The organism is Streptomyces lucensis JCM 4490 (genome assembly GCF_014650035.1).
In the GTDB taxonomy this organism is placed as follows: Bacteria; Actinomycetota; Actinomycetes; order Streptomycetales; family Streptomycetaceae; genus Streptomyces; species Streptomyces lucensis.
In genome coordinates this window covers 1-25,604 of sequence record NZ_BMUE01000021.1, presented here as the reverse complement: position 1 = coordinate 25,604, position 25,604 = coordinate 1, and the positions used below count along the sequence as shown (strand labels likewise).

At 72.5% G+C, this 25,604-nt stretch carries 25 protein-coding genes; 6 read left to right on the top strand and 19 right to left on the bottom strand.

What is annotated here, in order from left to right; translation table 11 throughout:
• Positions 1-39: 39 nt before the first annotated feature.
• Positions 40-426 carry a VOC family protein gene (locus tag IE177_RS31735; RefSeq protein ID WP_190018919.1) on the top strand — a complete coding sequence of 129 codons (387 nt, stop codon included), beginning with the start codon at positions 40-42 and terminating at the stop codon, positions 424-426.
• 3 nt (positions 427-429) lie between these two features.
• On the opposite strand, the gene IE177_RS31730 is transcribed toward IE177_RS31735, so the two are convergent.
• The gene (locus IE177_RS31730; RefSeq protein ID WP_229816355.1) at positions 430-1,677 is read right to left on the bottom strand and encodes an outer membrane protein assembly factor BamB family protein; all 1,248 of its coding nucleotides are present in this window, start codon (positions 1,675-1,677) and stop codon (positions 430-432) included.
• Positions 1,678-1,851: 174 nt separating this feature from the next.
• Here IE177_RS31730 and IE177_RS31725 point away from each other — a divergent pair, with 174 nt between their 5' ends.
• Positions 1,852-2,667: a DUF4253 domain-containing protein gene (locus IE177_RS31725; RefSeq protein ID WP_190018917.1), complete on the top strand. Its 816-nt coding sequence runs from the start codon at positions 1,852-1,854 to the stop codon at positions 2,665-2,667.
• A 31-nt stretch (positions 2,668-2,698) separates the two neighbouring features.
• Here IE177_RS31725 and IE177_RS31720 read toward each other — a convergent pair whose 3' ends face one another.
• Together IE177_RS31720 and IE177_RS31715 are read right to left on the bottom strand one after the other, a co-directional pair.
• Positions 2,699-3,901 (bottom strand): aminotransferase-like domain-containing protein, encoded by a 1,203-nt coding sequence (locus IE177_RS31720; RefSeq protein WP_190018916.1) that lies wholly within the window; start codon positions 3,899-3,901, stop codon positions 2,699-2,701.
• Positions 3,902-4,103: 202 nt separating this feature from the next.
• Entirely contained in the window at positions 4,104-5,450 is a 1,347-nt protein-coding gene (locus IE177_RS31715) for a transcriptional regulator (RefSeq protein WP_190018915.1), read from the bottom strand.
• A 209-nt stretch (positions 5,451-5,659) separates the two neighbouring features.
• Between IE177_RS31715 and IE177_RS31710 the strand changes: the two genes are divergently transcribed.
• Positions 5,660-6,409, top strand: a complete 750-nt coding sequence (locus tag IE177_RS31710; protein ID WP_190018914.1) for a DUF4232 domain-containing protein — start codon at positions 5,660-5,662, stop codon at positions 6,407-6,409.
• 66 nt (positions 6,410-6,475) lie between these two features.
• Here the strand turns inward: IE177_RS31710 and hemB are convergent, their stop codons facing one another.
• From hemB to IE177_RS31675, 7 genes are all read right to left on the bottom strand, one after another.
• Positions 6,476-7,468 carry a porphobilinogen synthase gene (gene hemB, locus IE177_RS31705; protein WP_190018913.1) on the bottom strand — a complete coding sequence of 331 codons (993 nt, stop codon included), beginning with the start codon at positions 7,466-7,468 and terminating at the stop codon, positions 6,476-6,478.
• 76 nt (positions 7,469-7,544) lie between these two features.
• Positions 7,545-7,940 (bottom strand): hypothetical protein, encoded by a 396-nt coding sequence (locus IE177_RS31700; protein ID WP_190018912.1) that lies wholly within the window; start codon positions 7,938-7,940, stop codon positions 7,545-7,547.
• Between the two features lie 107 nt (positions 7,941-8,047).
• A complete protein-coding gene (locus tag IE177_RS31695) occupies positions 8,048-9,757 on the bottom strand; it encodes a bifunctional uroporphyrinogen-III C-methyltransferase/uroporphyrinogen-III synthase (protein WP_190018911.1) in 1,710 nt (569 codons plus the stop codon).
• The gene (hemC, locus tag IE177_RS31690) at positions 9,754-10,764 is read right to left on the bottom strand and encodes a hydroxymethylbilane synthase (RefSeq protein ID WP_190018910.1); all 1,011 of its coding nucleotides are present in this window, start codon (positions 10,762-10,764) and stop codon (positions 9,754-9,756) included. The genes IE177_RS31695 and hemC overlap by 4 nt, the downstream gene beginning before the upstream one ends.
• On the bottom strand, positions 10,761-12,449 hold the full coding sequence (locus IE177_RS31685) for a glutamyl-tRNA reductase (protein ID WP_190018909.1): 1,689 nt from the start codon (positions 12,447-12,449) through the stop codon (positions 10,761-10,763). The genes hemC and IE177_RS31685 overlap by 4 nt, the downstream gene beginning before the upstream one ends.
• Positions 12,446-13,222 (bottom strand): redox-sensing transcriptional repressor Rex, encoded by a 777-nt coding sequence (locus IE177_RS31680; RefSeq protein WP_190018908.1) that lies wholly within the window; start codon positions 13,220-13,222, stop codon positions 12,446-12,448. Before IE177_RS31680 ends, IE177_RS31685 begins: the two co-directional genes overlap by 4 nt.
• A 280-nt stretch (positions 13,223-13,502) precedes the next feature.
• A complete protein-coding gene (locus tag IE177_RS31675; RefSeq protein ID WP_190018907.1) occupies positions 13,503-13,784 on the bottom strand; it encodes a glutaredoxin family protein in 282 nt (93 codons plus the stop codon).
• A 131-nt stretch (positions 13,785-13,915) separates the two neighbouring features.
• On the opposite strand from IE177_RS31675, the gene IE177_RS31670 reads away from it, so the two are divergent.
• The 3 genes from IE177_RS31670 to IE177_RS31660 all read left to right on the top strand — a co-directional run bounded on the left by IE177_RS31670 (position 13,916) and on the right by IE177_RS31660 (position 17,434).
• On the top strand, positions 13,916-14,845 hold the full coding sequence (locus tag IE177_RS31670; RefSeq protein ID WP_190018906.1) for an HAD family hydrolase: 930 nt from the start codon (positions 13,916-13,918) through the stop codon (positions 14,843-14,845).
• 389 nt (positions 14,846-15,234) lie between these two features.
• Positions 15,235-16,011: an ECF subfamily RNA polymerase sigma factor, BldN family gene (locus IE177_RS31665; protein ID WP_190018905.1), complete on the top strand. Its 777-nt coding sequence runs from the start codon at positions 15,235-15,237 to the stop codon at positions 16,009-16,011.
• 190 nt (positions 16,012-16,201) lie between these two features.
• The gene (locus IE177_RS31660; RefSeq protein ID WP_190018904.1) at positions 16,202-17,434 is read left to right on the top strand and encodes a DUF5667 domain-containing protein; all 1,233 of its coding nucleotides are present in this window, start codon (positions 16,202-16,204) and stop codon (positions 17,432-17,434) included.
• A gap of 237 nt (positions 17,435-17,671) precedes the next feature.
• On the opposite strand, the gene IE177_RS31655 is transcribed toward IE177_RS31660, so the two are convergent.
• The 9 genes from IE177_RS31655 to IE177_RS31615 all read right to left on the bottom strand — a co-directional run bounded on the left by IE177_RS31655 (position 17,672) and on the right by IE177_RS31615 (position 25,530).
• On the bottom strand, positions 17,672-18,754 hold the full coding sequence (locus IE177_RS31655) for a lysophospholipid acyltransferase family protein (protein ID WP_190018903.1): 1,083 nt from the start codon (positions 18,752-18,754) through the stop codon (positions 17,672-17,674).
• 14 nt (positions 18,755-18,768) lie between these two features.
• The gene (locus tag IE177_RS31650) at positions 18,769-19,830 is read right to left on the bottom strand and encodes an NAD-dependent epimerase/dehydratase family protein (protein ID WP_190018902.1); all 1,062 of its coding nucleotides are present in this window, start codon (positions 19,828-19,830) and stop codon (positions 18,769-18,771) included.
• 217 nt (positions 19,831-20,047) lie between these two features.
• Complete coding sequence (locus tag IE177_RS31645; RefSeq protein ID WP_003948845.1) at positions 20,048-20,146, bottom strand: 30S ribosomal protein bS22; 99 nt, start codon at positions 20,144-20,146, stop codon at positions 20,048-20,050.
• A gap of 132 nt (positions 20,147-20,278) precedes the next feature.
• Positions 20,279-20,491, bottom strand: coding sequence for a helix-turn-helix domain-containing protein (locus tag IE177_RS31640; RefSeq protein WP_046417307.1), 213 nt, complete (start codon positions 20,489-20,491; stop codon positions 20,279-20,281).
• Positions 20,492-20,620: 129 nt separating this feature from the next.
• On the bottom strand, positions 20,621-21,436 hold the full coding sequence (locus IE177_RS31635; RefSeq protein ID WP_190018901.1) for a phosphatase: 816 nt from the start codon (positions 21,434-21,436) through the stop codon (positions 20,621-20,623).
• Between the two features lie 179 nt (positions 21,437-21,615).
• Positions 21,616-22,788 carry an acetoin utilization protein AcuC gene (locus tag IE177_RS31630; RefSeq protein WP_190018900.1) on the bottom strand — a complete coding sequence of 391 codons (1,173 nt, stop codon included), beginning with the start codon at positions 22,786-22,788 and terminating at the stop codon, positions 21,616-21,618.
• Positions 22,739-23,959: an MFS transporter gene (locus IE177_RS31625; protein ID WP_190018899.1), complete on the bottom strand. Its 1,221-nt coding sequence runs from the start codon at positions 23,957-23,959 to the stop codon at positions 22,739-22,741. Before IE177_RS31625 ends, IE177_RS31630 begins: the two co-directional genes overlap by 50 nt.
• A gap of 80 nt (positions 23,960-24,039) precedes the next feature.
• Positions 24,040-24,792, bottom strand: a complete 753-nt coding sequence (locus IE177_RS31620; RefSeq protein ID WP_190018898.1) for a VC0807 family protein — start codon at positions 24,790-24,792, stop codon at positions 24,040-24,042.
• A 93-nt stretch (positions 24,793-24,885) separates the two neighbouring features.
• Positions 24,886-25,530, bottom strand: coding sequence for an HAD family hydrolase (locus IE177_RS31615; RefSeq protein WP_190018897.1), 645 nt, complete (start codon positions 25,528-25,530; stop codon positions 24,886-24,888).
• Positions 25,531-25,604 lie beyond the last annotated feature (74 nt).

Genomic DNA, 25,604 nt, shown 5'->3' with positions numbered 1-25,604 from the left:
GGACCGGAACTGTCCTGGTCACGTCCTAGCGTCTCCCCCATGAACACGGACACCGCTTCCGCACCCGCATTCCGCTACGCCGCCGTCACCTTCGACTGCGCCGACCCCGCAGAACTGGCCCGCTTCTACGGGGAGTTGCTCGGCTTCCCGGTCCTCTTCTCCTCCGACGACTTCGTCATGATCGGCCAGCAGGGGGCGGCCGGCCTCGGCTTCAACCGGCTGGCCGGCTACCGCCCGCCGACCTGGCCGGACCCCGCCCAGGAGAAGCAGGCCCACATCGAGCTGGGCGTGGACGACCTGGAGGCCGCCGAGAAGCGGCTGCTCGACCTGGGCGCCACCAAGCCCGGGTTCCAGCCGGACCCGGAGCGCTGGCGGGTCCTGCTCGACCCGGCCGGCCACCCTTTCTGCGTCACCACCCTCGTCTAGCGTCTAGCCGACCGCGCGGTACGCCTCGATCCCGGTGCTCGGCGTCGAGGCGAGACCGGCGTACTCGTTGACCTGGTACGGCGCGATGGCCGGTGACGTGGCCCGGTCCTTGCCGGTGCGGGCGTCGAGGACGACGGGACCGTTGTCGGTGGTGCCGTAGACCGCGCCGTGCCAGACCGTGGTGACGTCGGGCAGGAGGCGGGAGCCGTCGGCCCCGTCGATCGACCACAACTGCCTGAACGACCGGTCCAGGGCGAACACCCGTTTGTGCCCGTCCGGCAGGGCGGACTCGCACACGGTCGTGCCGCGGTCGTCGAACTGGCAGGTCAGCCTGGAGAGTCCGGCCGTCTTCCCGGAGGGGTAGGCGGCCGGGGGGCGGCCGGTCGAGGTGGCCAGCAGGGCGACGCCGTCCTCCTCGAGGGCCTCGTGCGGGTCGACGCCGGCGGTGAACAGGCCGCCCCCGGCCCACGTGAGCGTCGCGCCGTTGAGTTCCGGTGCGTCGTAGCTCCATCTCCTGCTGCCGTCGGACGACTTCAGCCCCTGGACGCCGATGCCGCCGTCGGTCTCCCCGTTGGAGTCGGCGAGCCCGACGACCGTCCCGCCGTCGACGAACTTCGCGGCGAAGCCCTTGGCCGTCCAGGCGACCTTGCCGCTGTCCAGTGAGATGCCCAGGGTGACGGCGTCGCCGTCCCCGCCCAGCTCGACGACGGCGTGGGCGGTGCCGTCGGTGCCGACGAGTACGGGGGCGCCCTTCGCCCCGCTCTCGGGACGGTCGACGGTGGCCGTCCACAGCCGCCTGCCGGACCCGGCGTCCAGGGCGGCGAGTTCGACGGAGTTCCGGTCGGGCGTGGTGCCCGAGCCGGGCGTGGTGACCCCGAACGCGGCGAGGACCGCGCGCCTGCCGTCGATCTCGGTCAGGGTGGGGCGGGCCATCTCGCCGGTGGCGTAGCCGGTGTCCCGGGTCGCCGCGCCCTTCGGCCCCGCGGTCCAGCGCTCCTTGCCGTCGAGGACGTCCACGGCCTTCACCTGGTCGTCGGAGACGGCGTACGCGGTGGTCCCGTCCAGCCGTACGGTCCACCGGCCGCTGACGACATGCTGCGCGGCCGGGTACTCGAACTTCAGCGGCGGGTCGTACGGCTTGGCCTTGCTCTGCTGACCACCGCCGCTCCGGTGCGTGCCGCCGTCCTGGCCGCCCGCGTCACCGGAGCCACCGCCTCCGCAGGCCGTGAGCAGGCCGAGTACGACGCCCACCGGCGCCAGGATTCGCGCGGTCCGCGTCGTGCGGCGCGAAAGCATGCCAACACCCCCGTATTCACCATCTGTTGCACGCGTTGCGACGGACGTGATCATGCCATCGGAGCCGTTGTCCCGGCGACCGCCTTCACCGCACCCCCACTGTCAGTGCCCGCCCCTACAGTCACCGTCATGGCGACTCTTCCGAACCCGCTGCCCCGGCTGGCGACCGACCCGAGCGGGCGTTCCCTCGGACTCCAGCTCCCGCCCGGCCGGCTGGTCGACACGACCGACGGTGCCCGGCGCGAACCCCTGCTGTGGTACGCGGACAAGCAGGCCGCTCCCGGCACCTGGGCCGCCCTGGCCGCACCCGCGGCGCGGGCCGGACTGCTGCCGGTCCTCGTCGATCTGGGCGGGGTCCGCAGCGGACCGGCCGACTGGGAGCTGATGCCCGACGACATGTCCTACCCCGGGGACCACGACCCGGAGGAGGTCCTCGCCGAGTACTGGGAGGACGAGGACGACGAGGACGGGTTCGACGAGGAACTCGCCGAGACGCTGGCGCCGTTCGGGCCGGCGTGGCCGGGCCTGGCTCCGGCCGGCACGCTCACCGTCGACCCGGGCACGTGTGCCGCGCGGCTGGCCGACTCCCTGGCCGAGGAGACCTGGTTCAAGGACCCGCGCCCGGCCCTCGTCCCGTCCCGGCGCTCCGCGGACATCCCGGCCGCCATCGGCTGGACCGGCCCGCTCAACCACGACAACGACGTGGCGCGCCTGTGCGCGGTCCTCCGTTCCTGGGAGGACCGCTTCGGCATACGGGTCGTCGCCCTCGGCTTCGACGTCCTGGCGGTGTCGGTGGCCGCGCCGCCCACGACCCTGGCCGGCGCCGAGGCGGTGGCGGCCGAGCACTTCGCCTTCTGCCCGGACAACTTCGCGCGGGGCGGCGATCTGCGGGCCTATGCCAAGGAGCTCATCGGCGAGCACAGCTGGTACTTCTGGTGGGACTGACCACCGGCACCTCCGGCGCCCCCGGCGGCCCTCAGCCGCCGAGCCCCCGGCCCAGTCTGCGCAGGCCCTCCGCGATCTCCTCCGGGGTCTGTGTGACGAAGCAGAGCCGCAGGGTGGAGCGGTCGGGCTCGCCCGCGTAGAAGGGCGCGCCGGGGACGTAGGCGACGTTCTGCTCGACCACCCGGGGAAGCAGCGCGTGCGTGTCGTAGGACTCCGGCAGCCGCGCCCACAGGAACATGCCGCCCTCCGGCCGGCTCCACACCGAGCCGGCCGGAAGGGCGTCCGGCAGCCCCGCCAGCATGGCGTCCCGGCGTGCGCCGTAGACGGCCCGCACCCGCTCCACGTGCGCGTCCAGCACGTCCAGGTAGCGGGCGGCGGCGAGCTGGTTGAGGGTCGGGGTGTGCAGGTCGGCCGCCTGCTTGGCGACCGCGCAGGCCCGGCGCAGTCCGGCGGGGGCGCGGAGCCAGCCCAGGCGCAGGCCGGGGGCCATCACCTTGGAGAGGGAGCCGAGCAGGACCGTCCGGTCCTCGGCGCCCGGGAGGGACGCGATCCACGGGACGCGCTCGCCGTCGTAGCGGAGTTCGCCGTACGGGTCGTCCTCGACGATCCACAGCCCCCGGCGGGCGGCCACGGCGGCGACCGCCGCGCGGCGCGCCGCGGGCATCGTCCGGCCGGTGGGGTTCTGGAAGGTGGGGACGAGATAGAGCAGCTTCGGACGCTCCCGGCCGGCCGCTTCCTCGAGGGCCCGCGGGTCCACTCCGTCCGCGTCGCCCGGCACGGCCACCACCCGGGCGCCGGCCAGGGCGAAGACCTGAAGTGCCGCGAGGTAGCAGGGGCTTTCGACCAGGACCGTGTCGCCGGGTTCGAGCAGGGCGGTCGCCAGGAGGGACAGCGCCTGCTGCGAACCGGTGGTGATCAGCAGGTCGTCGGGGCCGGTCGGCAGGCCCCCGGCGGTGACGCGGGACGCCAGCCCGGCCCGCAGCGACGGCTCGCCCTCGGTGGTGGAGTACTGCAGCGCCCGGTCCGGCTGCCGCTGGAGCACCTCCTGGAACGCGGCGGTTATGCCGTCGCGGTCGAACAGTTCCGGCGCCGGTAGGCCGCCCGCGAAGTTGATGACCTCGGGGCGCGCGGTGACCGCGAGGATGTCACGCACGGGGGAACCGCCCACGCCGCGGGCGCGCGCGGCGAGCGGCGGGACGGGGGCGCGGGGCGGTGCGGGTTCGGCGACGGTCATGGCGCGGGCTCTCCTCCGGTGCGGTCGTCGTCTGGGTCCGCAGCGTAGGCAGTCGTGTGCCGGTTACACCGATCGTTCCGTGATCCGGACAGCGCTCGTGCGTCCGCCAGCACCCGTCCGTGTTTCGGACAGCCCTCACGCGTCCGCTCACCACCGGGTCGTGCCCCGTGCCCTCACCACCGGGTCGTGCCCCGTGCCCTTCTCACTGCGTCGTGCCCTCCTTGACCCAGCCCGAGCCGCCCAGCGGGAACTCGTAGCCCGGGCGGCCGTTGTTGCCGCTCGTGCGGAACGGCCTGCCGTGGTCGTCGACCCGCAGCACGCCCTGCCGGGAGCCGCTGGACCAGGCCAGCTCCAGGTACCAGCTCACGTCGTACGCGGAGGCGTCCGCCTTGATGTGGAACACCTCGGGGTCCGACTCGCTCACCTTGAACGGGAAGTCGCGGTGCCCCGCCTCGGGCACGACCGCCGGGCGGGCGGCGTCGAGGGCGACGGTGAAGGAGCGGGTCGGCACGCCGCCGCCGCAGCCGACGCCCGGGTAGGCCATGACGTAGTCGTTCCAGGCGAGCGGTGCGTGCTTGGCGGCCGTCACGACCCTCAGGCTCTTGACCACCACGGTCGACCGCCCGGTGCCCTGCACGGTGAGCGACACCTCCTGGTTCTCGGAGGCGACGGCGCCGTGCGCGGCCACCCAGGCGGGCGCGTCGGCCTCGGTGGGCGGCGGGGAGACCCGCGCCGGGGGCCGGTTGATCAGGTAGCGCCCGTCGCACGGGCTGTACCAGGAGTGCGCGTCGGTGGACACGGTCAGGGGAGCGGCGCCGTCGGCGGCGCGAGGCGTGGCCCCGTGTTCGCCGTCCGCCTTCGGGCCGCCCTCGGCCGGCGCGGACGCCGACGGGGAGGCGGAGGCGGAGGGGGACGCCGAGGTCGAGCCGCGGTGGCTGGGCTTCGCCGAGGCGTGCGGACGGCCGGGCACCGGGCTGGACGCCCCAGCCGCGCCCACGGCCTTGCCGTCGCCGCCGGCCGGGCCGCCGGAGGGGAGGCTCACGGCCAGCACCACGGCACCGAGGACCGCCGCGGCGGCGACACCGGCGACGACAGCGACTCGGGTCCGGCGCCGTGTGTCCGGACCGCTCTTCTCCGCCACGGCGGGGGCGGGTTCGGGCTCGTCCTCCGGCGCGGGAGCGGGTAGGGGATCGACGGGGGCTGAGGAAGCCGCCGCTGAGGGTGGGTCATCCGGGTCCGGACCCGTGAAACCGCCGACCGGTCGAACCTCCCGGGCCTCCTGCGAGCCGCCCTTCTGCCCGCGCGACGCGTCCGCCAGCACCCACCGGCGGTGCAGCTCGACCAGTTCCTCCGGGGTCGCCCTGCAGACGCGGGCCAGCCGCTCCACCGGCGCGTAGTCCGCCGGCACGGCGTCACCGTTGACGTACCGGTGCAGCGTCGACGTACTCGTGTGCAGCCGCTTGGCGAGCGCTCCGTAGCTGAGTCCCGAACGGTCCTTCAGCTCCCGCAGTAAGCCTGCGAACAGGTCACCCGCAGTGCCTTCCGACACCCTTCCCCCCACCTTCCGTTCCGTTCCCCCGTTCCAGGGCTGGAACGTCTGCCCAGCTCAGAACCGCTTTCGGCGTTCCATTGTCCCTGATGACCCGTCGGATCTGGCGCCTGGGACAGATCGTGTCACAGGCTGTGGACAGCTCAGCGAGCCGCTCCCGACGACCGGTCGAGCGGCCGGGCCATCCCCTACTCGAAAGAGGACCTGACATGCGTACGCGCCGTACCCCCCTGCTCGCCGCCACCGGCGTCGCCCTCGCCGGCCTCGCGCTCACGGCCTGCGGAAGCGGGTCGGGGACGAAGGACGAGGGGGCCGCCCCGGTGTCCTCCTCGAAGGCGGCCTCGTCCTCCGTCTCCTCCGCCCAGCCCGCGTCCGACAGCGGCACCGCCCGGTCGACGGGCGCGACCGGCACCGCGAACGGAAGCGGTTCGGCGTCGGGCAAGGGCTCCGGCTCCGGCTCCGGCTCCAAGCCGGCCTCCGGCACGAGCGGTTCGGCCAAGGCGACCGGCTCCGCCGCCGACCCCGGCCCCACGAACATCCTGTGCAACGGCTCCAACACGACGGTCACCGCCCAGCCGATGTCCAGGCCCCTCAACCACATGCTGATCACGGTGAAGAACACCGGCCGCAAGACGTGCATGCTGCCGTACCACCCGGTGCTGCGCTTCGACGAGATGCAGTGGGTGCCGCAGGCCGACGAGGCCACGCACCCCCAGGCCGTGACGACCCTCAGGCCCGGCGAGTCCGGCTACGCGGGCGTCCTGCTGTCGGCCGCCGACGGCAGCGGCAGCGGCGGCATGACCGCCCACAAGCTGACGGTGGGCTTCCAGGGCCGCACCCCGAACAGCGACGGCGGCCCCGCCGCGACCCCGTCGCTGCCGGCCAAGGGCGTGTACTACGACAGCACGCTGAAGGTGACCTACTGGCAGCAGAGCATCGACGACGTGCTCAGCTGGTGATCCCCCGTACGGGTCGACCGGGGTGGCGCGGCCTCGCGCGCCACCCCGGTCGTCGCCCGTACGCGTTCAGCGCAGCTTCTGCGCCACCTCGGTCGCCCAGTAGGTGAGGATGTTGCGGGCACCAGCCCGCTTGATGCCGGTCAGGGCCTCGAGGATGGCCTGGTCCCGGTCGATCCAGCCCCGCTCGGCGGCGGCCTCGACCATCGAGTACTCGCCGGAGATCTGGTAGGCGGCGACGGGTACGTCCACGCTGTCGGCGACGCGGGCCAGGATGTCCAGGTACGGGCCGGCCGGCTTGACCATCACCATGTCGGCGCCCTCGGCGAGGTCCAGCTCCAGCTCCCGCAGGGACTCGCGCCAGTTGGCCGGGTCCTGCTGGTAGGTCTTGCGGTCGCCCTTCAGCGACGACGCCACGGCCTCGCGGAAGGGGCCGAAGAAGGCGGAGGAGTACTTGACGGTGTAGGCGAGGATCGCCACGTCCTCCCGCCCGATCTGGTCCAGCGCGTCCCGGATGACGCCGATCTGACCGTCCATCATCCCGCTGGGCCCGACGACGTGGGCGCCGGCGTCGGCCTGCACCTGCGCCATCTCCGCGTACCGCTCCAGGGTGGCGTCGTTGTCGACGCGCCCCTCGGCGTCCAGCACGCCGCAGTGCCCGTGGTCGGTGAACTCGTCCAGGCACAGGTCGGACATGACGAGCAGGTCGTCGCCGACCTCGGCCCGCACGTCGCGCAGCGCCACCTGGAGGATCCCGTCCGGGTCGGTGCCGACCGTGCCCTGGGCGTCCTTCTTGGCCTCCTCGGGCACCCCGAACAGCATGATCCCGGAGATCCCGGCCTCCACGGCCTCCGCGGCGGCCTTCTTCAGGCTGTCCCGCGTGTGCTGCACGACGCCGGGCATGGCGGCGATGGGAACCGGCTCGCTCACGCCCTCCCGGACGAAGGCCGGGAGGATGAAGTCGGCGGGGTGCAGTCGCGTCTCGGCGACCATCCGCCGCATGACGGGCGACGTGCGCAGCCGCCGGGGACGCGTACCGGGAAAGGATCCGTACTTCGTCATACCGCCTACGCTACGCCCGTCCCACCCGTGCCTTTGCCGACGCGCAGTCGGCGTGACCGCACCGGCGGCGCGAGGGTCACCCCAGCCGCGCCCCGACAGCCGCGAACCGGTCGCGCCACTCCCGCATCCGCCCCGCGGCACCGCCGTTGAGCAGCTGGTCGACCGCGCCCCCGCCCGCCCCGGACGCCGTGGCGAAGGGCTCCACGGCCGCCACCTGCCCGGCGCTCGGCGCGGGAGACAGGTCCCCGCCCCGCCCTACGAGGGCGTACCGCTTCCCCGCGACACGGACGACCAGGGTGCCGAGCCGCGTGAGCCGCCCCTCGACCTCCCGGGGGTCCCCCTGGAAGACGACCTCTCCGTCCCGGCCCCGGGCGGACACCCCTCCCGGAGCCAGCGTCAGCACCACGGGCACGCACCGGGCTCCGTTCCACAGACTCCGCCGCCACCAGACGATCCCCGCGTGCTCACCCATGGCCGGAATCATGGCATGCCGGCGAGGCCCGTCGCGGTTCGCCCGTACAGACGCCCCAGGGGCGCCCGGAAGATCCGGGCGCCCCTGGGGCAAGGCTTCGCCGACGGTCAGGTCGACGTGCGGCGCCTCCGCGCGCCCGGGCGGCGTTCGCTCGGGCGGGTGACCGGGTCGCCGGCCTCCAGGGCGGCGGCGCGGCGCTTGGCGCCGAAGTCGGCCAGGGCCTCCGCCAGCTTGTGGACCGAGGGCTCGGGAGCCATCACGTCCACGCGCAGGCCGTGCTCCTCGGCCGTCTTGGCCGTCGCCGGGCCGATGCAGGCGATGACCGTCACGTTGTGCGGCTTGCCCGCGATGCCGACCAGGTTGCGGACCGTGGAGGACGAGGTGAACAGGACCGCGTCGAAGCCGCCCCCCTTGATCGCCTCGCGCGTCTCCGCCGGGGGCGGCGAGGCGCGCACGGTGCGGTAGGCCGTGACGTCGTCGACCTCCCAGCCGAGCTCGATCAGGCCGGCCACGAGGGTCTCGGTGGCGATGTCGGCCCGGGGGAGGAAGACGCGGTCGATCGGGTCGAAGACCGGGTCGTAGGGCGGCCAGTCCTCCAGGAGGCCGGCGGCCGACTGCTCCCCGCTCGGGACCAGATCGGGCTTCACGCCGAAGGCGATGAGGGCCTTGGCCGTCTGCTCGCCCACCGCAGCCACCTTGATACCCGCAAAAGCCCGAGCGTCAAGGCCGTACTCCTCGAACTTCTCCCGGACCGCCTTCACCGCGTTGACGGACGTGAAGGCGATCCACTCGTAGCGGCCCGTGACCAGGCCCTTGACCGCCCGTTCCATCTGCTGCGGGGTGCGCGGGGGCTCCACCGCGATCGTCGGCACCTCGTGCGGCACGGCGCCGTAGGAGCGCAGCTGGTCGGAGAGCGACGCCGCCTGCTCCTTCGTACGCGGCACGAGCACCTTCCAGCCGAACAGCGGCTTGGACTCGAACCACGACAGCTGGTCGCGCCGGGCGGCGGCGGAACGCTCGCCGACCACGGCTATGACCGGCCGGCCGCCCTCGGGGGACGGCAGGACCTTCGCCTGCTTCAGGGTCTGGGCGATCGTGCCGAGGGTCGCGGCCCAGGTGCGCTGGCGCGTCGTCGTACCGGCGACCGTGACCGTCAGCGGGGTGTCCGGCTTGCGGCCGGCCGACACCAGCTCGCCCGCCGCGGCCGCCACCGCGTCCAGCGTCGTGGAGACGACCACCGTCCCGTCGGAGGCGCCCACCTCCGTCCAGCAGCGGTCGGAGGCGGTACGGGCGTCGACGAAGCGGACGTCCGCGCCCTCGGCGTCCCGCAGCGGCACACCGGCGTACGCGGGCACGCCGACCGCGGCCGCGACACCGGGGACGACCTCGAAGGGAACACCGGCCGCGGCGCAGGCGAGCATTTCCTCGGCCGCGTACGTATCTAGTCCCGGGTCCCCGGACACCGCACGGACGACCCGCCTGCCGCCCCGCGCGGCCTCCATGACAAGATGAGCGGCATCGCGGGCAGGAGACGGGAGCGCAGCGGCTGTTGACGCGCTGTCAACGACCGTGAGCTGGGGCGTGCCCGTGCCCGGCGGCGACACCGACGAGGCGTCGTCGTCCGTGGGCACGACGGAGACGCCCTGCCGTGCGTGCGTCCGGATCACGTCGAGCACCTCGTGCTCGGCGACCAGAACGTCCGCGTGCGACAGCGCCTCCACGGCGCGCAGAGTCAGCAGTCCCGGATCCCCGGGTCCGGCACCCAGGAAGGTGACGTGCCCGTGTTCGAGGCCGGCGGGAAGGGTGGTGGGGCTCAATGTGCTCGCTCCCCCATCAGACCGGCCGCGCCCTGGTCGAGCATCTCGGTGGCGAGTTCGCGCCCGAGTGCCATCGCCTGGTCGTGCGTCTGGGGCACGGGACCGGTGGTGGACAGCTGCACCGTGCGGGTGCCGTCGGTCGTGCCGACGACGCCGCGCAGGCGCATTTCCTTGACAATCTGTTCGTCGGCATGGGGGTCCCCCCGCTCGAGCGGAGCCGAGAGTGGGGGAAGGTCGGCCAGCGCGCCCACAGGGGCGCTGCAGCCGGCCTCCAGGGCGGCGAGCAGTGACCGTTCGGCGGTGACGGCGGCCCGCGTGAACGGGTCGTCGAGTGCGCCGAGCGCGGCGATCAGGTCCGCGTCGTCCGCGGTGCACTCGATCGCCAGGGCCCCCTGGCCGGGGGCGGGCAGAACCGTGTCGACCGACAGGAAGTCGGTCACCTCGTCGATCCGGCCGAGCCGGTTGAGTCCGGCGGCGGCCAGGACGACCGCGTCCAGTTCGCCGTCGCGGACGTACCGGATGCGGGTGTCGACGTTGCCCCGGATCGGGACCGTCTCCAGGTCCAGTCCGTGGGCGCGGGCGTACGCGTTCAGCTGCGCCATGCGGCGCGGCGCACCGGTGCCGATGCGGGCGACCCCGTTCGGGGCGGACGCCGCGAGGTCGGTGAACTTCAGCGCGTCCCGGGCGACGATCACGTCGCGGGGGTCCTCGCGCTCCGGTATGGCGGCCAGGACCAGGTCCTCGGGCTGCGTGGTCGGCAGGTCCTTGAGCGAATGAACCGCGAAGTCCACCTCGCCCGCGAGCAGCGCGTCGCGCAGCGCCGTGACGAACACACCGGTGCCGCCTATCTGCGTGAGGTGTGCGCGGGAGACGTCGCCGTGCGTGGTGATCTCGACCAGCTCGACGGGCCGCCCGGTCACCCGGGTGACGGCCTGCGCCACCTGCCCGGACTGGGCCATGGCGAGCTTGCTGCGCCTGGTCCCCAGCCTCAAAGCCTTCTCTGTCATGCCGGTCGGTCCTTCTTGTCTGTGCTGTCCCCGGCCCGGGAGACGGCGGCCACCGTCTCGGGATCGAGGTCGAACAGGGTGCGCAGCGCGTCCGCGTACCCGGCGCCGCCGGGTTCGGCCGCGAGCTGCTTGACCCTTACGGTCGGCGCGTGCAGCAGCTTGTCGACGACCCGGTGCACGGCCTGTCGGATCTCGCCGCGCTGGCGTTCGTCCAGGTCGGGCAGACGTCCGTCGAGGCGCGCGATCTCACCGGCGACGACGTCGGCGGCCATGCTGCGCAGAGCGACCACGGTCGGCGTGATGTGCGCCGCCCGCTGGGCCGCCCCGAAGGCCGCGACCTCGTCGGAGACGATACGCCGGACCTGGTCGACATCGGCAGCCATCGGCGCGTCGGCGGAGGCCTCGGCGAGGGACTCGATGTCCACCAGGCGCACCCCGGCCAGCCGGTGCGCGGCCGCGTCGATGTCGCGGGGCATGGCCAGGTCGAGGAGGAACAGGGAGGGCACCGGGCGCGGGATGCCGGCGACCGGTTCGGGCCTGCGCCGCTCGGGGATCCGGCCGACGGTGGCGGCGGTCGCGGCGAGCGCGGTGATCAGCTCGGCGTCCGCCTCGGGCGTACGGCGGTCCCGGCGGTCGACGGCGCCGCCCGCGACCCAGGCCGCGTGCTGCTCCAGGGTGGCCGCGTCCATGCCGGCCACGGCGGCCTCGCCCATCAGGGAGAAGCCGGGCTGCACGGCGGCCAGGTCCAGCGGGCAGTTGTCGTCGGCGCCGGCGGCCGGCAGCGGGGCCTTGCCCCTCCCGGCCGGACGGGCGCCGTCGGAGACCTCGGCGGCGGGCTGCCCCGTGCGGCCCTCGACCGCCTGCGCGACCGCGTCCGCCGTGAGCACGAGTCCCGTCGCCCCGGTACAGGAGACGACGACGTCGGCACGTGTCAGTTCGCCCGGTACCGCGTCCATCGTCACCGCGCGGGCGGTCACCCGGGTGTCGTCGCCCTCGGCGAGTATGCGGGCGAGCCGTTCGGCGCGCTCGAAGGTGCGGTTGGCGACGACGACCTCGGCGACACCGGCCCGCGCGAGCGTGGCGGCGGCCAGCGAGGACATCGACCCGGCGCCGATGACCAGCGCCTTGCGGCCCTCTGCCCAGCCGGTGACCGGCGCGCCGGCGGCGAGCTGCTCCAGGCCGAAGGTGACCAGGGACTGCCCGGCGCGGTCGATGCCGGTCTCGGAGTGGGCGCGCTTGCCGACGCGCAGGGCCTGCTGGAACAGGTCGTTCAGCAGCCTGCCCGCGGTGTGCAGGTCCTGGGCGCGGGCCAGGGAGTCCTTGATCTGGCCGAGGATCTGGCCCTCGCCGACGACCATCGAGTCGAGACCGCAGGCCACCGAGAACAGGTGGTGGACGGCCCGGTCCTCGTAGTGCACGTAGAGGTAGGGGGTCAGTTCCTCGAGGCCGACGCCGCTGTGCTGGGCGAGCAGCGTGGACAGCTCGGCGACACCGGCGTGGAACTTGTCCACGTCGGCGTAGAGCTCGATGCGGTTGCAGGTGGCGAGTACCGCGGCCTCGGTGGCGGGCTCGGCGGCGACCGTGTCCTGCGCCAGCTTGCCCTGGGCGTCCGCGTTCAGCGCGGCCCGCTCCAGCACGCTGACCGGGGCGCTGCGGTGACTGAGGCCTACGACGAGGAGGCTCATGCCGGCATCACCGCGGGTACGTCCCCGTCGGGCCCCTGGTCGGTGGAGTCGTCGGCGGCCACGGCGGGCGCGGTGGCGGCGGGCAGGGCACCGTCGCCTGCCGCGGTCTCCTCGCCGGCCTTGCGCTGCTCGTGGAAGGCGAGGATCTGCAGCTCGATGGAGAGGTCGACCTTGCGCACGTCGACGCCGTCCGGGACGGACAGGACGGTCGGCGCGAAGTTCAGGATGGAGGTCACCCCGGCGGCCACGAGCCGGTCGCAGACCTGCTGGGCGGCGCCGGCGGGGGTGGCGATGACGCCGATGGACACCCCGTTGTCCTCGATGATCTTTTCCAGGTCGTCCGTGTGCTGCACCGGGATGCCGGCGACGGGCTTGCCGGCCATGGCCGGGTCGGCGTCTATCAGCGCGGCGACGCGGAAGCCACGGGAGGCGAAGCCGCCGTAGTTGGCCAGCGCCGCGCCGAGGTTGCCGATACCGACGATGACAACCGGCCAGTCCTGGGTGAGGCCGAGTTCGCGGGAGATCTGGTAGACGAGATACTCCACGTCGTAGCCGACACCGCGCGTTCCGTAGGAGCCCAGGTACGAGAAGTCCTTGCGCAGCTTGGCGGAGTTGACCCCCGCCGCCGCGGCCAGCTCCTCGGAGGAGACCGTGGGGACCGAGCGCTCGGACAGCGCGGTCAGGGCTCGGAGGTACAGCGGAAGACGGGCGACGGTGGCCTCGGGGATCCCTCGGCTACGGGTCGCCGGTCGGTGTGTTCGGCCAGTTGCCACGGTGCTCCTGCGGGTAGAGCGGGGCTGTGGGCGGTCATACGTCCCCGGACCGCCCCGTCGACAGCAGGCTATGTCTTTGTGAACGCGTGCACAAAGATTGTGTCCGATTTGCCCGGCAGAAGTGACCGGGGTCACGCGACTGCGGCGCCCTCGCCGGGAACCGGCGCATACGCACCGGTACTCCTTCATTACTGGGGGCAAAACCGCACACTCTCCTCACGAATCCCGCCCCCGAGATCTGACTGCCGTCGATCCTAAGTCACATTCGGACCGGTTTGGACTAGTCGGTCAGTGCACGGCGCAGTCGCTCCTCGTTCACGCGCCAGAAGGTGTGCTGTTCACCGTCGATCAGCACGACGGGGATCTGCTCCCAGTACCGGTCGTGCAGGGCCTGGTCCTCGGTGATGTCCTTCTGCTCCCACGGCACGCCGAGTTCGCCGCAGACCTTGCCGATCACGACCTCGGCGTCGTCGCACAGGTGGCAGCCGGGCTTGCGGATGAGGGTGACCAGCCGCTCGCTGGGCGCGGCCTTACGTCGGAAGAGGGGACTCATACCGGCCATTCTCGCGCGCCGCGCCGCACGCTCCCCCCTCGGCCACCGGCCCGTTCCCCGTCGAACCGGCAACCCGGAGTTCACACCCCGGCGACGTCTCGGATCCGGAAGCACCGAACAGACTGGCTATGCTCACGGGCATGGCCGCTCTAGGATGGCTCACCCCCCGTAGGCGCTCCGCCACGGCGCGGAGCGTGTTGGCAGGCGAGGCCTCGGCGGAGGCTGCCCGCAAGTCCTCCCAGGAGGCGCAGGAGATCCCGCAGGCCGTCGAGGAGGAACCGGAGTTCCCGGTCTTCGGCGACGACCGGGCGGCCGCCTTCTTCGACCTCGACAACACGGTGATGCAGGGCGCCGCGCTGTTCCACTTCGGCCGCGGGCTGTACAAGCGGAAGTTCTTCGAGACGCGCGACCTCGCCAGGTTCGCCTGGCAGCAGGCCTGGTTCCGGCTGGCCGGGGTCGAGGACCCGGAGCACATGCAGGACGCCCGCGACTCCGCGCTGTCGATCGTCAAGGGCCACCGCGTCGCCGAGCTGCAGACGATCGGCGAGGAGATCTACGACGAGTACATGGCCGACCGCATCTGGCCGGGCACCCGCGCCCTGGCCCAGGCCCACCTGGACGCCGGACAGAAGGTCTGGCTCGTCACGGCCGCCCCGGTCGAGATCGCGCAGGTCATCGCCCGCCGCCTGGGCCTGACCGGCGCGCTGGGCACGGTCGCGGAGTCGGTCGACGGCGTCTACACGGGCAAGCTGGTGGGCGAACCGCTGCACGGGCCGGCGAAGGCGGAGGCGGTCCGCGCCCTGGCCATGGCGGAAGGGCTGGACCTCTCCCGCTGCGCGGCCTACAGCGACAGCCACAACGACATCCCGATGCTGTCCCTGGTCGGCCACCCCTACGCCATCAACCCCGACGCCAAGCTCCGCAAGCACGCCCGCGAGAAGGACTGGCGCCTGCGGGACTACCGCACGGGCAGGAAGGCGGCGAAGGTCGGCATTCCGGCGGCGGCCGGCGTCGGCGCGGTCGCCGGCGGCACCGCGGCGGCCATCGCCCTCAGCCGGCGCCGCCGCTAGCGGACCCGGCGGACGCCGCCGCCCCGCCGCCCCACGTCCCGGGCGCCCGCCTCACCTCCTGCGGGCCGATCTCACGTCCCGCGGCCCCACCTCACGTCCCGCGGCCCCACCTCACGTCCCGCGCGCCGGAATTATGCCGCGGCCACTTCAACACGCCCCGTACTTCGCCGAAACACGCCCCATTCCGCTCAACAACCGATCATTTTCAGGCACCTGATAGTGCGTCACTCGGCTACGGAAGCGACGTAATCGGTGATTTGAGCAACTGGGTGTAGCAGTGCCTGCACGAAGCGTTATTCTCCTCAGACGCAAACCGGACCCCTCTCGTCGCTACGACGAGTGAACGGTCCGGGACTGCACGTGATGGAAGCTCTGCCTCTGGGAGTCCCGTGTACCCACACGTCGGGGTTGACGCCTCGGGCCTGGCTACGCTGCGCGCAACAGTCGCGTTGGTCAAAGAGACGATGCGCGGCCTCGTCCCCACCGCGTACGCCGTCCCCGCCCTAGCCACCGCCGCGCCCGTCGGCCCGTGCTACGCGCTGGCCGAGAGCAGCGCCGCGGTCGGCAGACGGGGGCGCTCCTCCGGCGCCACCGCCCGCCGTCCGGCCGCGGACAGCGACAGCGCCCGCATGATGGACCTCGTCGAACGCGCCCAGGCGGGGGAGGCCGAGGCCTTCGGGCGCCTCTACGACCAGTACAGCGACACCGTGTACCGGTACATCTACTACCGGGTCGGCGGCAAGGCGACCGCCGAGGACCTCACGAGCGAGACCTTCCTGAGGGCGCTCCGGAGGATCGGCACCTTCACCTGGCAGGGCCGCGACTTCGGCGCCTGGCTGGTCACCATCGCCCGGAACCTGGTCGCGGACCACTTCAAGTCCAGCCGCTTCCGGCTGGAGGTGACCACCGGCGAGATGCTCGACGCCAACGAGGTCGAGCGCTCACCGGAGGACTCCGTCCTGGAGTCCCTGTCGAACGCCGCCCTGCTGGACGCCGTGCGCCGGCTCAACCCGCAGCAGCAGGAGTGCGTGACGCTCCGGTTCCTGCAGGGCCTGTCGGTCGCCGAGACCGCTCGGGTGATGGGCAAGAACGAGGGCGCCATCAAGACGCTCCAGTACCGCGCCGTACGCACGCTCGCCCGGTTGCTGCCGGACGACGCGCGCTGAGCCACGCGAAACGTCACGTCCACTCAGCGCGACGCTCAACTCACTTAGCGTGAAGGGCTGTTGTCTTTCAGATCCATTCATCCGCCGTCCGTAACCCAAGTGCCGCGCCAGTCGTTGTGCGGGATACAGGCTCCCTGTGGTCACGGACCCCCGGGGGAGTCGACCGTCATGACGAGAGGAGGTGCCGCCTGTGATCGCGAACGTATCGGCGCACCGGCGGGCGAACGCCTTCGCCCAGGCCCTGGAGGAGCAGTCCGACCGGGACACGGCGGCCGAGCAGTCCGCAGCACCGGCGGGTACACCGCCGGCCACCGAGGAACACTCCGGACAGGGCGCTCTGCTGACCCTGGCCGAAGGCCTCGGCGCGCTGCCCAAGCCGCAGCTCGACCCGGAAGTCAAGGTCGTCCAGCGGGCCCAGCTGGTGGCCGCGATGGAGGCCATGCTCCAAGAGGGAACCGGGGCGGCGGACACGCCGGTACCCGGGCAGCGCTCGCACCGGGCGGGAGGCGCGCACCGGGCGAGCCCGCTGGGCAAGCTCCGCCCGCGCAGCAGGCTGTCCAAAGGGCTCGCCGCGGGCGGGCTCAGCGTCACCGTGGCCGCCGGGGCGTTCGGCGGGGTCGCCGCCGCGAGTTCCGACGCGCTGCCCGGCGACTCGCTGTACGGCCTCAAACGCGGCATCGCGGACTTCAAGCTCAACTACCTGAGCGACGGTGACGACGAGCGCGGCCAGACGTACCTCGACCAGGCCTCCACCCGGCTGAGCGAGGCCCGCAGGCTGATGGAACGCGGCCGCGGCGGTCACCTCGACCACGAGTCCATCGGGGAGATCCGCCGCACCCTGGCCGGCATGCAGCACGACGTGACCGAGGGCCACCGCCTGCTGCGCGCGGCCTACGAGGCGGACCCCGGCTCACTGGGGCCCATCCAGGCGCTCTCCAGCTTCTCCCAGTCCCACCGGCGGGCGTGGAGCGCGCTCAGCGACAGGCTGCCGGTGCAGCTCGGGGACGTCAAGGACCAGGTGTCGTCGGTGTTCGACGCCATAGACGAAGAGGTCGCCCCGCTGCGGTCCCTGCTTCCGCAGCAGCCGGCCCAGTCCGGCGACGGCAAGCGGCCGGGCGGCTCCGGTCCGACGTCCACCGACTCCTCCGGCGCCCACCGGTCGGCCGAGCCCAGCTCCGGCGGCTCGCCGTCCTCCGGCAGGCACGCGAGCCCCGGCACCCCGAGCGGCTCGGCCACCGCGAGCAGCGGCGGCGGTCTGATCGGCGGCGACACCGGCGGCCTGCTCGACCCGCCCCACACCGGCACGGGCAGCAGCACACCGCCCATCGACCGGCTCCCGACGAGCGCGCCGGACGTCACGCTGCCCCCGCTCCTGCCGGGCCTCCTGCCCGGCCTGGGCATCGACAACGAGGACGCCGACTGACTCCGTGACACACCGATGGGGGCGCCCTCCCGAGCCGGGCGCCCCCATCGTCGTACTCACACCGGCAACCGCGGTCAGAAGAAGACGGACCTCCGCTGCACCAGCAGCTCGGCCCCTCCTGCCTGCCGCCCTCGCACCGCTGCGCGGGCTTCGGACGGCTGCGCCGGACTCCGTCCGCCGGCTCCTCGGCACCATGGACACACCGCCGCGAACCGCCGCCCCGAAGCCCGCTCCCGGTCAGAAGAAGACGGACCTCCGCTGCACCAGCAGCTTGTACAGCGTGTGCTGGATCTGCTCGCGGACCTGGTCGGTCAGGTTGAACATCAGCATCGGGTCCTCCGCGGCCTCCGGCGGATAGCCGTCCGTCGCGATCGGCTCACCGAACTGGATCGTCCACTTCGTCGGCAACGGAATCGCACCCAGCGGACCCAGCCACGGGAACGTCGGCGTCAACGGGAAGTACGGGAACCCCAGCAGCCGGGCCAGCGTCTTGGCGTTCCCGATCATCGGGTAGATCTCCTCGGCTCCGACGATCGAGCACGGGATGATCGGCGTGCCCTGCCGCAGTGCCGTGGAGACGAAGCCGCCCCGGCCGAACCGCTGGAGCTTGTAGCGCTCGCCGAACGGCTTCCCGATGCCCTTGAAGCCCTCGGGCATCACCCCGACCAGCTCGCCCTGGCTCAGCAGCCGTTCGGCGTCCTCCGCGCACGCCAGGGTGTGCCCCAGCTTGCGGGCGAGTTCGCTGACCACCGGCAGCACGAAGACCAGGTCGGCCGCGAGCAGGCGGAGGTGACGTCCGGCCGGGTGGTGGTCGTGGACGGCGACCTGCATCATCAGGCCGTCCAGCGGCAGCGTCCCGGAGTGGTTGGCGACGATCAGCGCCCCGCCCTCGGCCGGGATGTTCTCGATGCCCTTCACCTCGACCCGGAAGTACTTGTCGTACAGCGGCCGCAGCAGCGACATCAGGACCTGGTCGGTCAGCTCCTCGTCGTAGCCGAAGTCGTCGACCTCGTACTCCCCGGTCAGCCGGCGCCGCAGGAAGGCCAGCCCGGCCGCCACACGCCGCTCCAGGCCGCCGTCGCGCCCGCCCGCTCCCGCCGGCTCCCGCGACTCCTCCTCGCGGCTCACGGCCTCGTCCTCCCGCGTCCGGCCCGGCAGCGGCTGGACCTCGCCCATCCCCCCGTTCTCACCGACCCCGTGCACCGCCGGACCGTCCGCGCCCTTGCGCCGGCTCCCCGCGCCCCGGCGCCGCGCCGGCCGCTGTGCGGCGCCCCCGCGGGACCGGTCGTCGTCGAACGGAATGACCTTGGCGTCCGCCATCGTTCCTGCGCTCCTCAGTTGGCGCTGCGCGTCGTGGGCCGGCCGCCGCCCCGAGCGGCCAGCGCGGCGATGCGGTCGACGGCCCCCGCGACGGCCTCCGGCGGCAGCAGCCCCGGACCCTGACCGCGCGCGAAGTCCGCGAACGTCTGTGCCGTCGTGTACTTGGGCGTGAAGCCCAGCGTCTCCCGCATCTGAACCGTGTCCACCACCCGCCCGTGAGTGAGCAAACGAATCTGCTCGGGTGAGAAGTCCGACATGCCCAGCGTACGGACCAGGGAGCCGGCCCAGGTGACCGCGGGCAGCAGCAGCGGCACGCTCGGGCGGCCCAGCCGCCGGGAGCACTGCGACAGCAGCAGCGCGCCGTCCCCGGCGATGTTGAAGGTGCCGCTGTTGAGGGTGCCCCGGCGCGGCTCGTGCGAGGCGAGCCGCAGCACCTCGATCACGTCGTCCTCGTGCACGAACTGCAGCCGCGGGTCGTAGCCGAACACGGTCGGCAGGACGGGCAGCGAGAAGTACGAGGCGAGCGGCGTGTCCGCCGCCGGCCCGAGGATGTTGGCGAACCGCAGCACGCACACGGCCACGTCCGGACGGCGCCGTGCGAAGCCGCGCACGTAACCCTCGACCTCGACCGTGTCCTTGGCGAAGCCGCCGCTGGGCAGCGACTTCGGCGGGGTCGTCTCGGTGAAGACGGCGGGATCGCGCGGCGCCGACCCGTAGACGTTCGTACTGGACTTCACCACCAGCCGCTGCACGGTGGGCGCCTTCTGGCAGGCGCCCAGCAGCTGCATGGTGCCGATGACGTTGGTCTCCTTGACCGTGGCCCGGCTGCCGCCGCTCAGGGCCGTTCCCGTCACGTCCAGGTGCACGACCGTGTCGGCGCCCGTCTCGGCGAGCACCCGGGCGATGGTCGGCTGGCGGATGTCGGCCTGGATGAAGTCGGCCCCGCCCAGATGGTGCGCCGGCGGCACCGCGTCCACGGCGATCACCCGGTCGACCTCCGGGTCCCGCTGGATCCGCCGCACGAACCGGCCGCCGAGCTGCCGGGCCACTCCGGTGACGAGCACGACCTTCGCCAAGATCAGCGCCTTCCTTCCCGCGTTACCGGTATCCCGCGTTCCCCGTGTGCGGCCAACTTAGCGGGTCGGTGTTGCGCTGTGATGACCGCACGATGCGCGAGGTGACGGAATTCCCCGATCGGAATATGCCGGGTACCCCGGACGCGTCCCCGGACATGCCCGTGGCCTCCCACCAGTGCTGGTGGGAGGCCACGGGAACACGCCCTTGCGGCGCCGCTTACTTCTTGTTGCGACGCTGAACGCGCGTGCGCTTGAGCAGCTTGCGGTGCTTCTTCTTGGCCATCCGCTTGCGCCGCTTCTTGATAACAGAGCCCACGACTACCCTCGCTCACTTCTCATCACTCGGTTGTTTGGGCGCCATGGGCCCACACGACCTACGAGGGCCTAGCCTACCCAACCGAGCGCTGAGGTCGTAATCGAGGGGGTTCCGGGCTCGCCGGAAGTGCCGTCAGGCCGTTTCCACCCCCACATAGCTGTCGCGGAGGTACTCGTGTACCGCTTGCTCCGGGACGCGGAAGGATCGCCCCACCCGGATCGCGGGCAGATGACCGCTGTGCACCAGCCGGTACACGGTCATCTTCGACACTCGCATCACCGTGGCGACCTCCGCCACGGTAAGGAACTGAACCTCGTTCAGAGGCCTCTCGCCAGCTGCAGCCATGACACACCTGAACCTTCCGCACTCGACGGCCACCGGCTTCCCCTTCCGGTGACTCTTCGTCGCTGCGTGCTCACTCCCCAATGTAGGGGCGGGTGATGCGAGTGGGGAAGAGGTGCACCCATCACCGGCCTACTGTGACAGACATGCTCGTTTGAGCACGTAGCGGGTGAGTGGGCGGTAGTGAGCAGACCGTACGGCGTCGTCAACCGGAACGACGACGGAGACGCTCCCCTGGGCCTCACCCACGAACGGCGCCGGATCGTCGGTGTCGGCCAGCCCGATCGCCTCGAACCCCAGCTGACCAGCACCGCAGACCCATCCGTGGTCTCCCACGACCAGCTCCGGCAGCGGCCCCCCACGCTCGGCCGCGGCGTCGAGCGCGACCCGAACCGGGAGCGGCGAATGACTGTGCAGGCCCGGCTCACAACCGGGGCGCCCGCCGTCCGCTTCCCGCACCAGGGCAACCCCTCGTGCGTAGTCGAGGCGGCACGTGCGTAGACCGAACCGGGTCAATATGTCGACAGAGCGACCCTGCGCCGGGGTGAGCACCTCACACCCCGCCGCCGAGAGCGCGTCCGCCAGACCGGCGTAGAACCCGAGCAGCCGATGCGGGTGCCCGGTGCCGAACAGCACGGGCGCGCCCCGCCGGGCGGCCTCCGCGATCCGGTCCGCGAACCCGTCCAGTGCGGCCAGCGTCCGCTCCGGATCGATGGTGTCCGGGCCGCGGGTGTACCGGGGGTCGGCCGAGACGCCGCACCTCTCGGCCATCAGCGCGAGCAAGTCCTCCTGCTCCCACGGCCATTCGGGATCGATTCCGATCAGTACGCGCGGATCGCGCGCCGCGAACAGCCGGTAACTGCGCAGACTGACCTCCCGCGAGGTCCCGACGACCCCGGCCAGCCCAGCGGCCACGAGGTGTGCGCGAAGCTCGGCGTGGGTCGACACGGCTGCGATGGTGACCCATCGGCGCAGTAGACGGAGCAGAACCACGGGAAAACCGCACGGTCGGCCTAACACGAACACTCACCGAGCTGCGGGCAGTCGTGCCGCTGGGGCGGCACGGGTGGTCGCAGCGGCACCCGCCGGCGCGGTGAACCTCCCCCACCGGCCCCGGCACCAGCCCCTTAAGGCAACAGCCCCCGCAGCGGAAACGCCGCCCGCCGAGTCGCCCGCACCGCCTGGTCCAGGCGATCGGCGGGGTCGTACCCGGCCTCCCAGGACGCCCACTGCACCGGCCACCGTCCGTCGGTCATCCGCCGCGGCGCCGACTGCCGGGTCCGCGCGAACACCTCCTGCCGCCACCCCTCGGGAATCACCGTCTCCGGAGCGACCGGCCGTCCCGCCGCGATCCCCACCAGATGCGTCCACGACCGCGGCACGACCTCGACCACCGCGTAGCCGCCCCCGCCCAGCGCGACCCACTTCCCCCCGGCGTACTCGTGCGCCAGCTCGTGGCACGCCTCCTGCACGGCCCGCTGCGCGTCCAGCGAGACGGCGAGGTGCGCCAGCGGATCCTCGAAGTGCGTGTCGGCCCCGTGCTGCGAAACGATCACCTGCGGCCGGAACTCGGCGAGCAGCTCCGGCACCACCGCGTGGAACGCCCGCACCCACCCCGCGTCCCCGGTGCCCGCCGGCAGGGCCACGTTCACGGCTGCCCCCTCCCCCGCACCGGCGCCGGTCTCCTCCGGCCACCCGGTCTGCGGGAACAGCGTGCGCGGGTGCTCGTGCAGCGAGATCGTCAGAACCCGCGGATCCTCCCAGAACGCCGCCTGAACGCCGTCCCCGTGGTGCACGTCGACGTCCACGTACGCGACCCGCTCGGCCCCCAGCTCCAGCAGCCGCGCGATCGCCAGCGCCGCGTCGTTGTAGATGCAGAACCCCGCCGCGCCTCCCGGCATCGCGTGGTGCAGCCCGCCCGTGAAGTTCACGGCGTGTTCGGCGTCCCCGCGCCACACCGCTTCCGCCGCCCCCACCGACTGCCCCGCGATCAGCGCGGACACCTCGTGCATGCCGGCGAAGGCGGGATCGTCGACCGTCCCGAGCCCGTACGCCCCGGCGGCCCGTCCCGGGTCGGCGGACGCGGCCTTCACGGCGTCGATGTAGTCCTGCCGGTGGACCAGCCGCAGCGTCGACTCCCCGGCCGGTTTCGCCGCGACGACCCGCATCTCCCGGTCGAGCCCGAAGGCGCCCACCAGTTTCCGGGTCAGCTCCAGCCGGACCGGATCCATCGGATGGTCCGCACCGAAGTCATAGCCCGTTACTGCCTCGTCCCACATCAGCTGTGCGCGGCCGCTCATGCCCGCCACCGTATCGGTCAGGTTGAGCGGCGAACGACCTGGCGTGCACCAGGGTCATCAGCACCAGCACCATCGGCACGAGCATGGCCCCGCGATAGCTCCAGGCGTCCCCGAGGGCCCCGACCAACGGCGAACCGATCAGGAATCCGACGTAGTTGAAGATGTTGAGCCGCGCGACGGCCGCGTCCGAGGAACCGGGGAACAGCCGTCCCGCCGCCGCGAACGTCTGCGGCACGAGCACGCACAGCCCGAGGCCCAGCAGGGTGAACCCGAGCATCCCGGCCCACGCCCCGGGCGCCGTCGCCACCACGGCGAAGCCACCGGCCGCCACCAGCGTCCCCAGCCGTACGACCGTCACGGCCCCGAACCGCCGCACGCCGAAGTCCCCGGCCGCCCGTCCCACCAGCGTGGTCACCATGTAGACGTTGTACGGCACGGTCGCCAGCTGCTCCGAGCTGCCCAGCACGTCCTGCAGGTACTTGGCACTCCAGTTGGAGACGGTCGAGTCACCGATGTAGGCGAACGACATCACCAGGCACAGCGGGAGCAGCAGCTTGAAGACGACGCCCCCGCGCCGGCCGGCCGGCTCCGCTGCGGGCTCCGCGTCCCCACCGTCGGCGTACCACCGGCTGCCCACCAGGACGGCCGGCAGCAGCAGGACCACCACCGGCAGGTACGACACCCAGAGCGCGAGGTGCCAGTGCGCCCCGGCCCAGGCCAGTGAGGCACCGGCGATCCCGCCCAGGCTGTAGACGGCGTGGAAGCCCAGCATGATGCTGCGCCCGTACGTCCGCTGCAGGCTGACCCCGAGCATGTTCATGGAGGCGTCCAGCGCCCCCACGGCCAGGCCGAAGGCGCCCAGCGCCAGCGCCAGCGCGGCCACCTGGCCGTGGCCGCCGGCACCGACCGCGAGGAGCGCCAGCAGCACCACGGGCTGGGACCAGCGCAGCAGCCGGCTGGGCCGCACCCGCTTCACGAGCTGCTCGGTGGTGACACTGCCGGCTCCGGCCAGCACGGGGACGGCGGCCAGGAAGACCGGCAACAGGGCGTCGGAGACGCCGTACCGGTCCTGGATGGCCGGGATGCGCGTGACCAGCAGGGCGAACGTGACGCCCTGGGCGAAGAAGCTGAACGCCAGCGAGGCCCTGCCGCGCCACAGCACATCGGTCATGGCGGCGAGCGTAGGGCCCCGGGCTACCTGTTGGTAGATCCCGCCAAAGGTGAATTTCCTTCAGCTTCGTTCGGCGCGGTTCAGGCGGCGACGGCCAGTTCGGGCTGCCGGCCGGGCGTACCCGCCTCCTTGCCCGCCTCCACCTCGGCGGCGAGCAGCCGTGCCATGGGCTCGGCCGCGACACCACCGCCGACCACGAACGCGATCGTCAGCACCACCGCGATGACGACCGTGCCGAGCCAGACCATGGTGTCCACGGGGAGTGTGTAGGCGCCGACGACCCGGGCGACGCTCTCCAGCAGCAGGGCGGTCCCCCAGACCAGCGAGAACGCCCGCTCCTTGCGCCGGAAGAGGGCCGAACCGGACGCCGTTCCGGAGGCGAGCCGCTCCCAGGCGGTCTCCCGGTCCGGGTCGCCCTTGACGAGGAAGGGCTTCATCCCGGCGGTCATCATCGGCTTGCCGGCCGCCACCGACACCAGGATCCCGATCGCCATGGTGCTGCTGACCGCGCCGTCCTTGGCGAGCATCAGCCGCGGGTCGCCGGACACGAAACTCGCCACCAGGCTCACGACGTTCACCACCAGGGTGAGGAGCGCGAGCGCGTTGGTCGTCCGCTCCCTCACGACACTCCACACGGTCCGCACGGCCGGCACCACGCTGCTCCAGGCGAGCGCCGCGAAGGTGCTCATCCCGAAGGTCCCCTTGAGGAGGTAGTACGTGCCGATCGGCACCGCCACGTCCACCAGCAGCGGCTTGAGGTTCTCCAGCATGCTCGGGTTCTGCGTCCGGCTCCGGTTCTCGCTGCGGCCCTGGTTCCCCGTGGTCTTCGTCATGCCCTCAGTCTCGCCGCCGGACGGGGCACGGCGGTAGGAACGATCATCCGGAGGTCCGCATGACAAATGTCAGGCACGGACGGATGCCGCGGGTCATACCAGCAGGTCGGCCAACTCGCCCATGGTGGAGAAGAGTTGATCGGCCTGTGCCAGCTTCGCCGCCGGGGTCATCGCGGTGAACCCGTAGACGTCCATCCCGGCCGCGACGGCCGCCTGCACGCCCAGCGGGGAGTCCTCGATCACCAGGCACCGCTCGGGTGCGGTCCCCATCCGTTCGGCCGCGTACAGGAAGAGGTCGGGCGCCGGCTTGCCCCGGCCCACGTCCTGGGAGCTGAAGATCCTGTCCTCCTCGAACCACCGGTCGAGCCCGGTCGTCCGGTGCCCGACCCTGATCCGCTCATGGCTCCCGGACGAGGCGACGCAGTACGGCACTCCGTCGGCGGCCAGCTTCTCCAGCACGCCGGAGGCTCCGGGCACGGGCTGCAACTCCCGCTCGAACGCGGCGAACACGCGCGCGTGGAAGACGTCGTCGAATTCCTCCGGCAGCCGCTGCCCGGTCCGCTCCAGTACCAGTTCGTGGATGCGGTGCATCGCGGAACCCATGTAGTCCCGGATGGAGTCCTCGTACGTCGTCGGGTGTCCCAGCTCGGTCAGATAGGCGGCCAGATGCCGGTTGGAGATGGGCTCGCTGTCGACGAGCACCCCGTCGTTGTCGAAGATGACCAGGTCATAGCGCATACCGTCGAGCGTAGATGACCCTGAACGCAGAAAACCCCCGCATCAGATGATGCGGGGGTTTTCCCAATATTTGT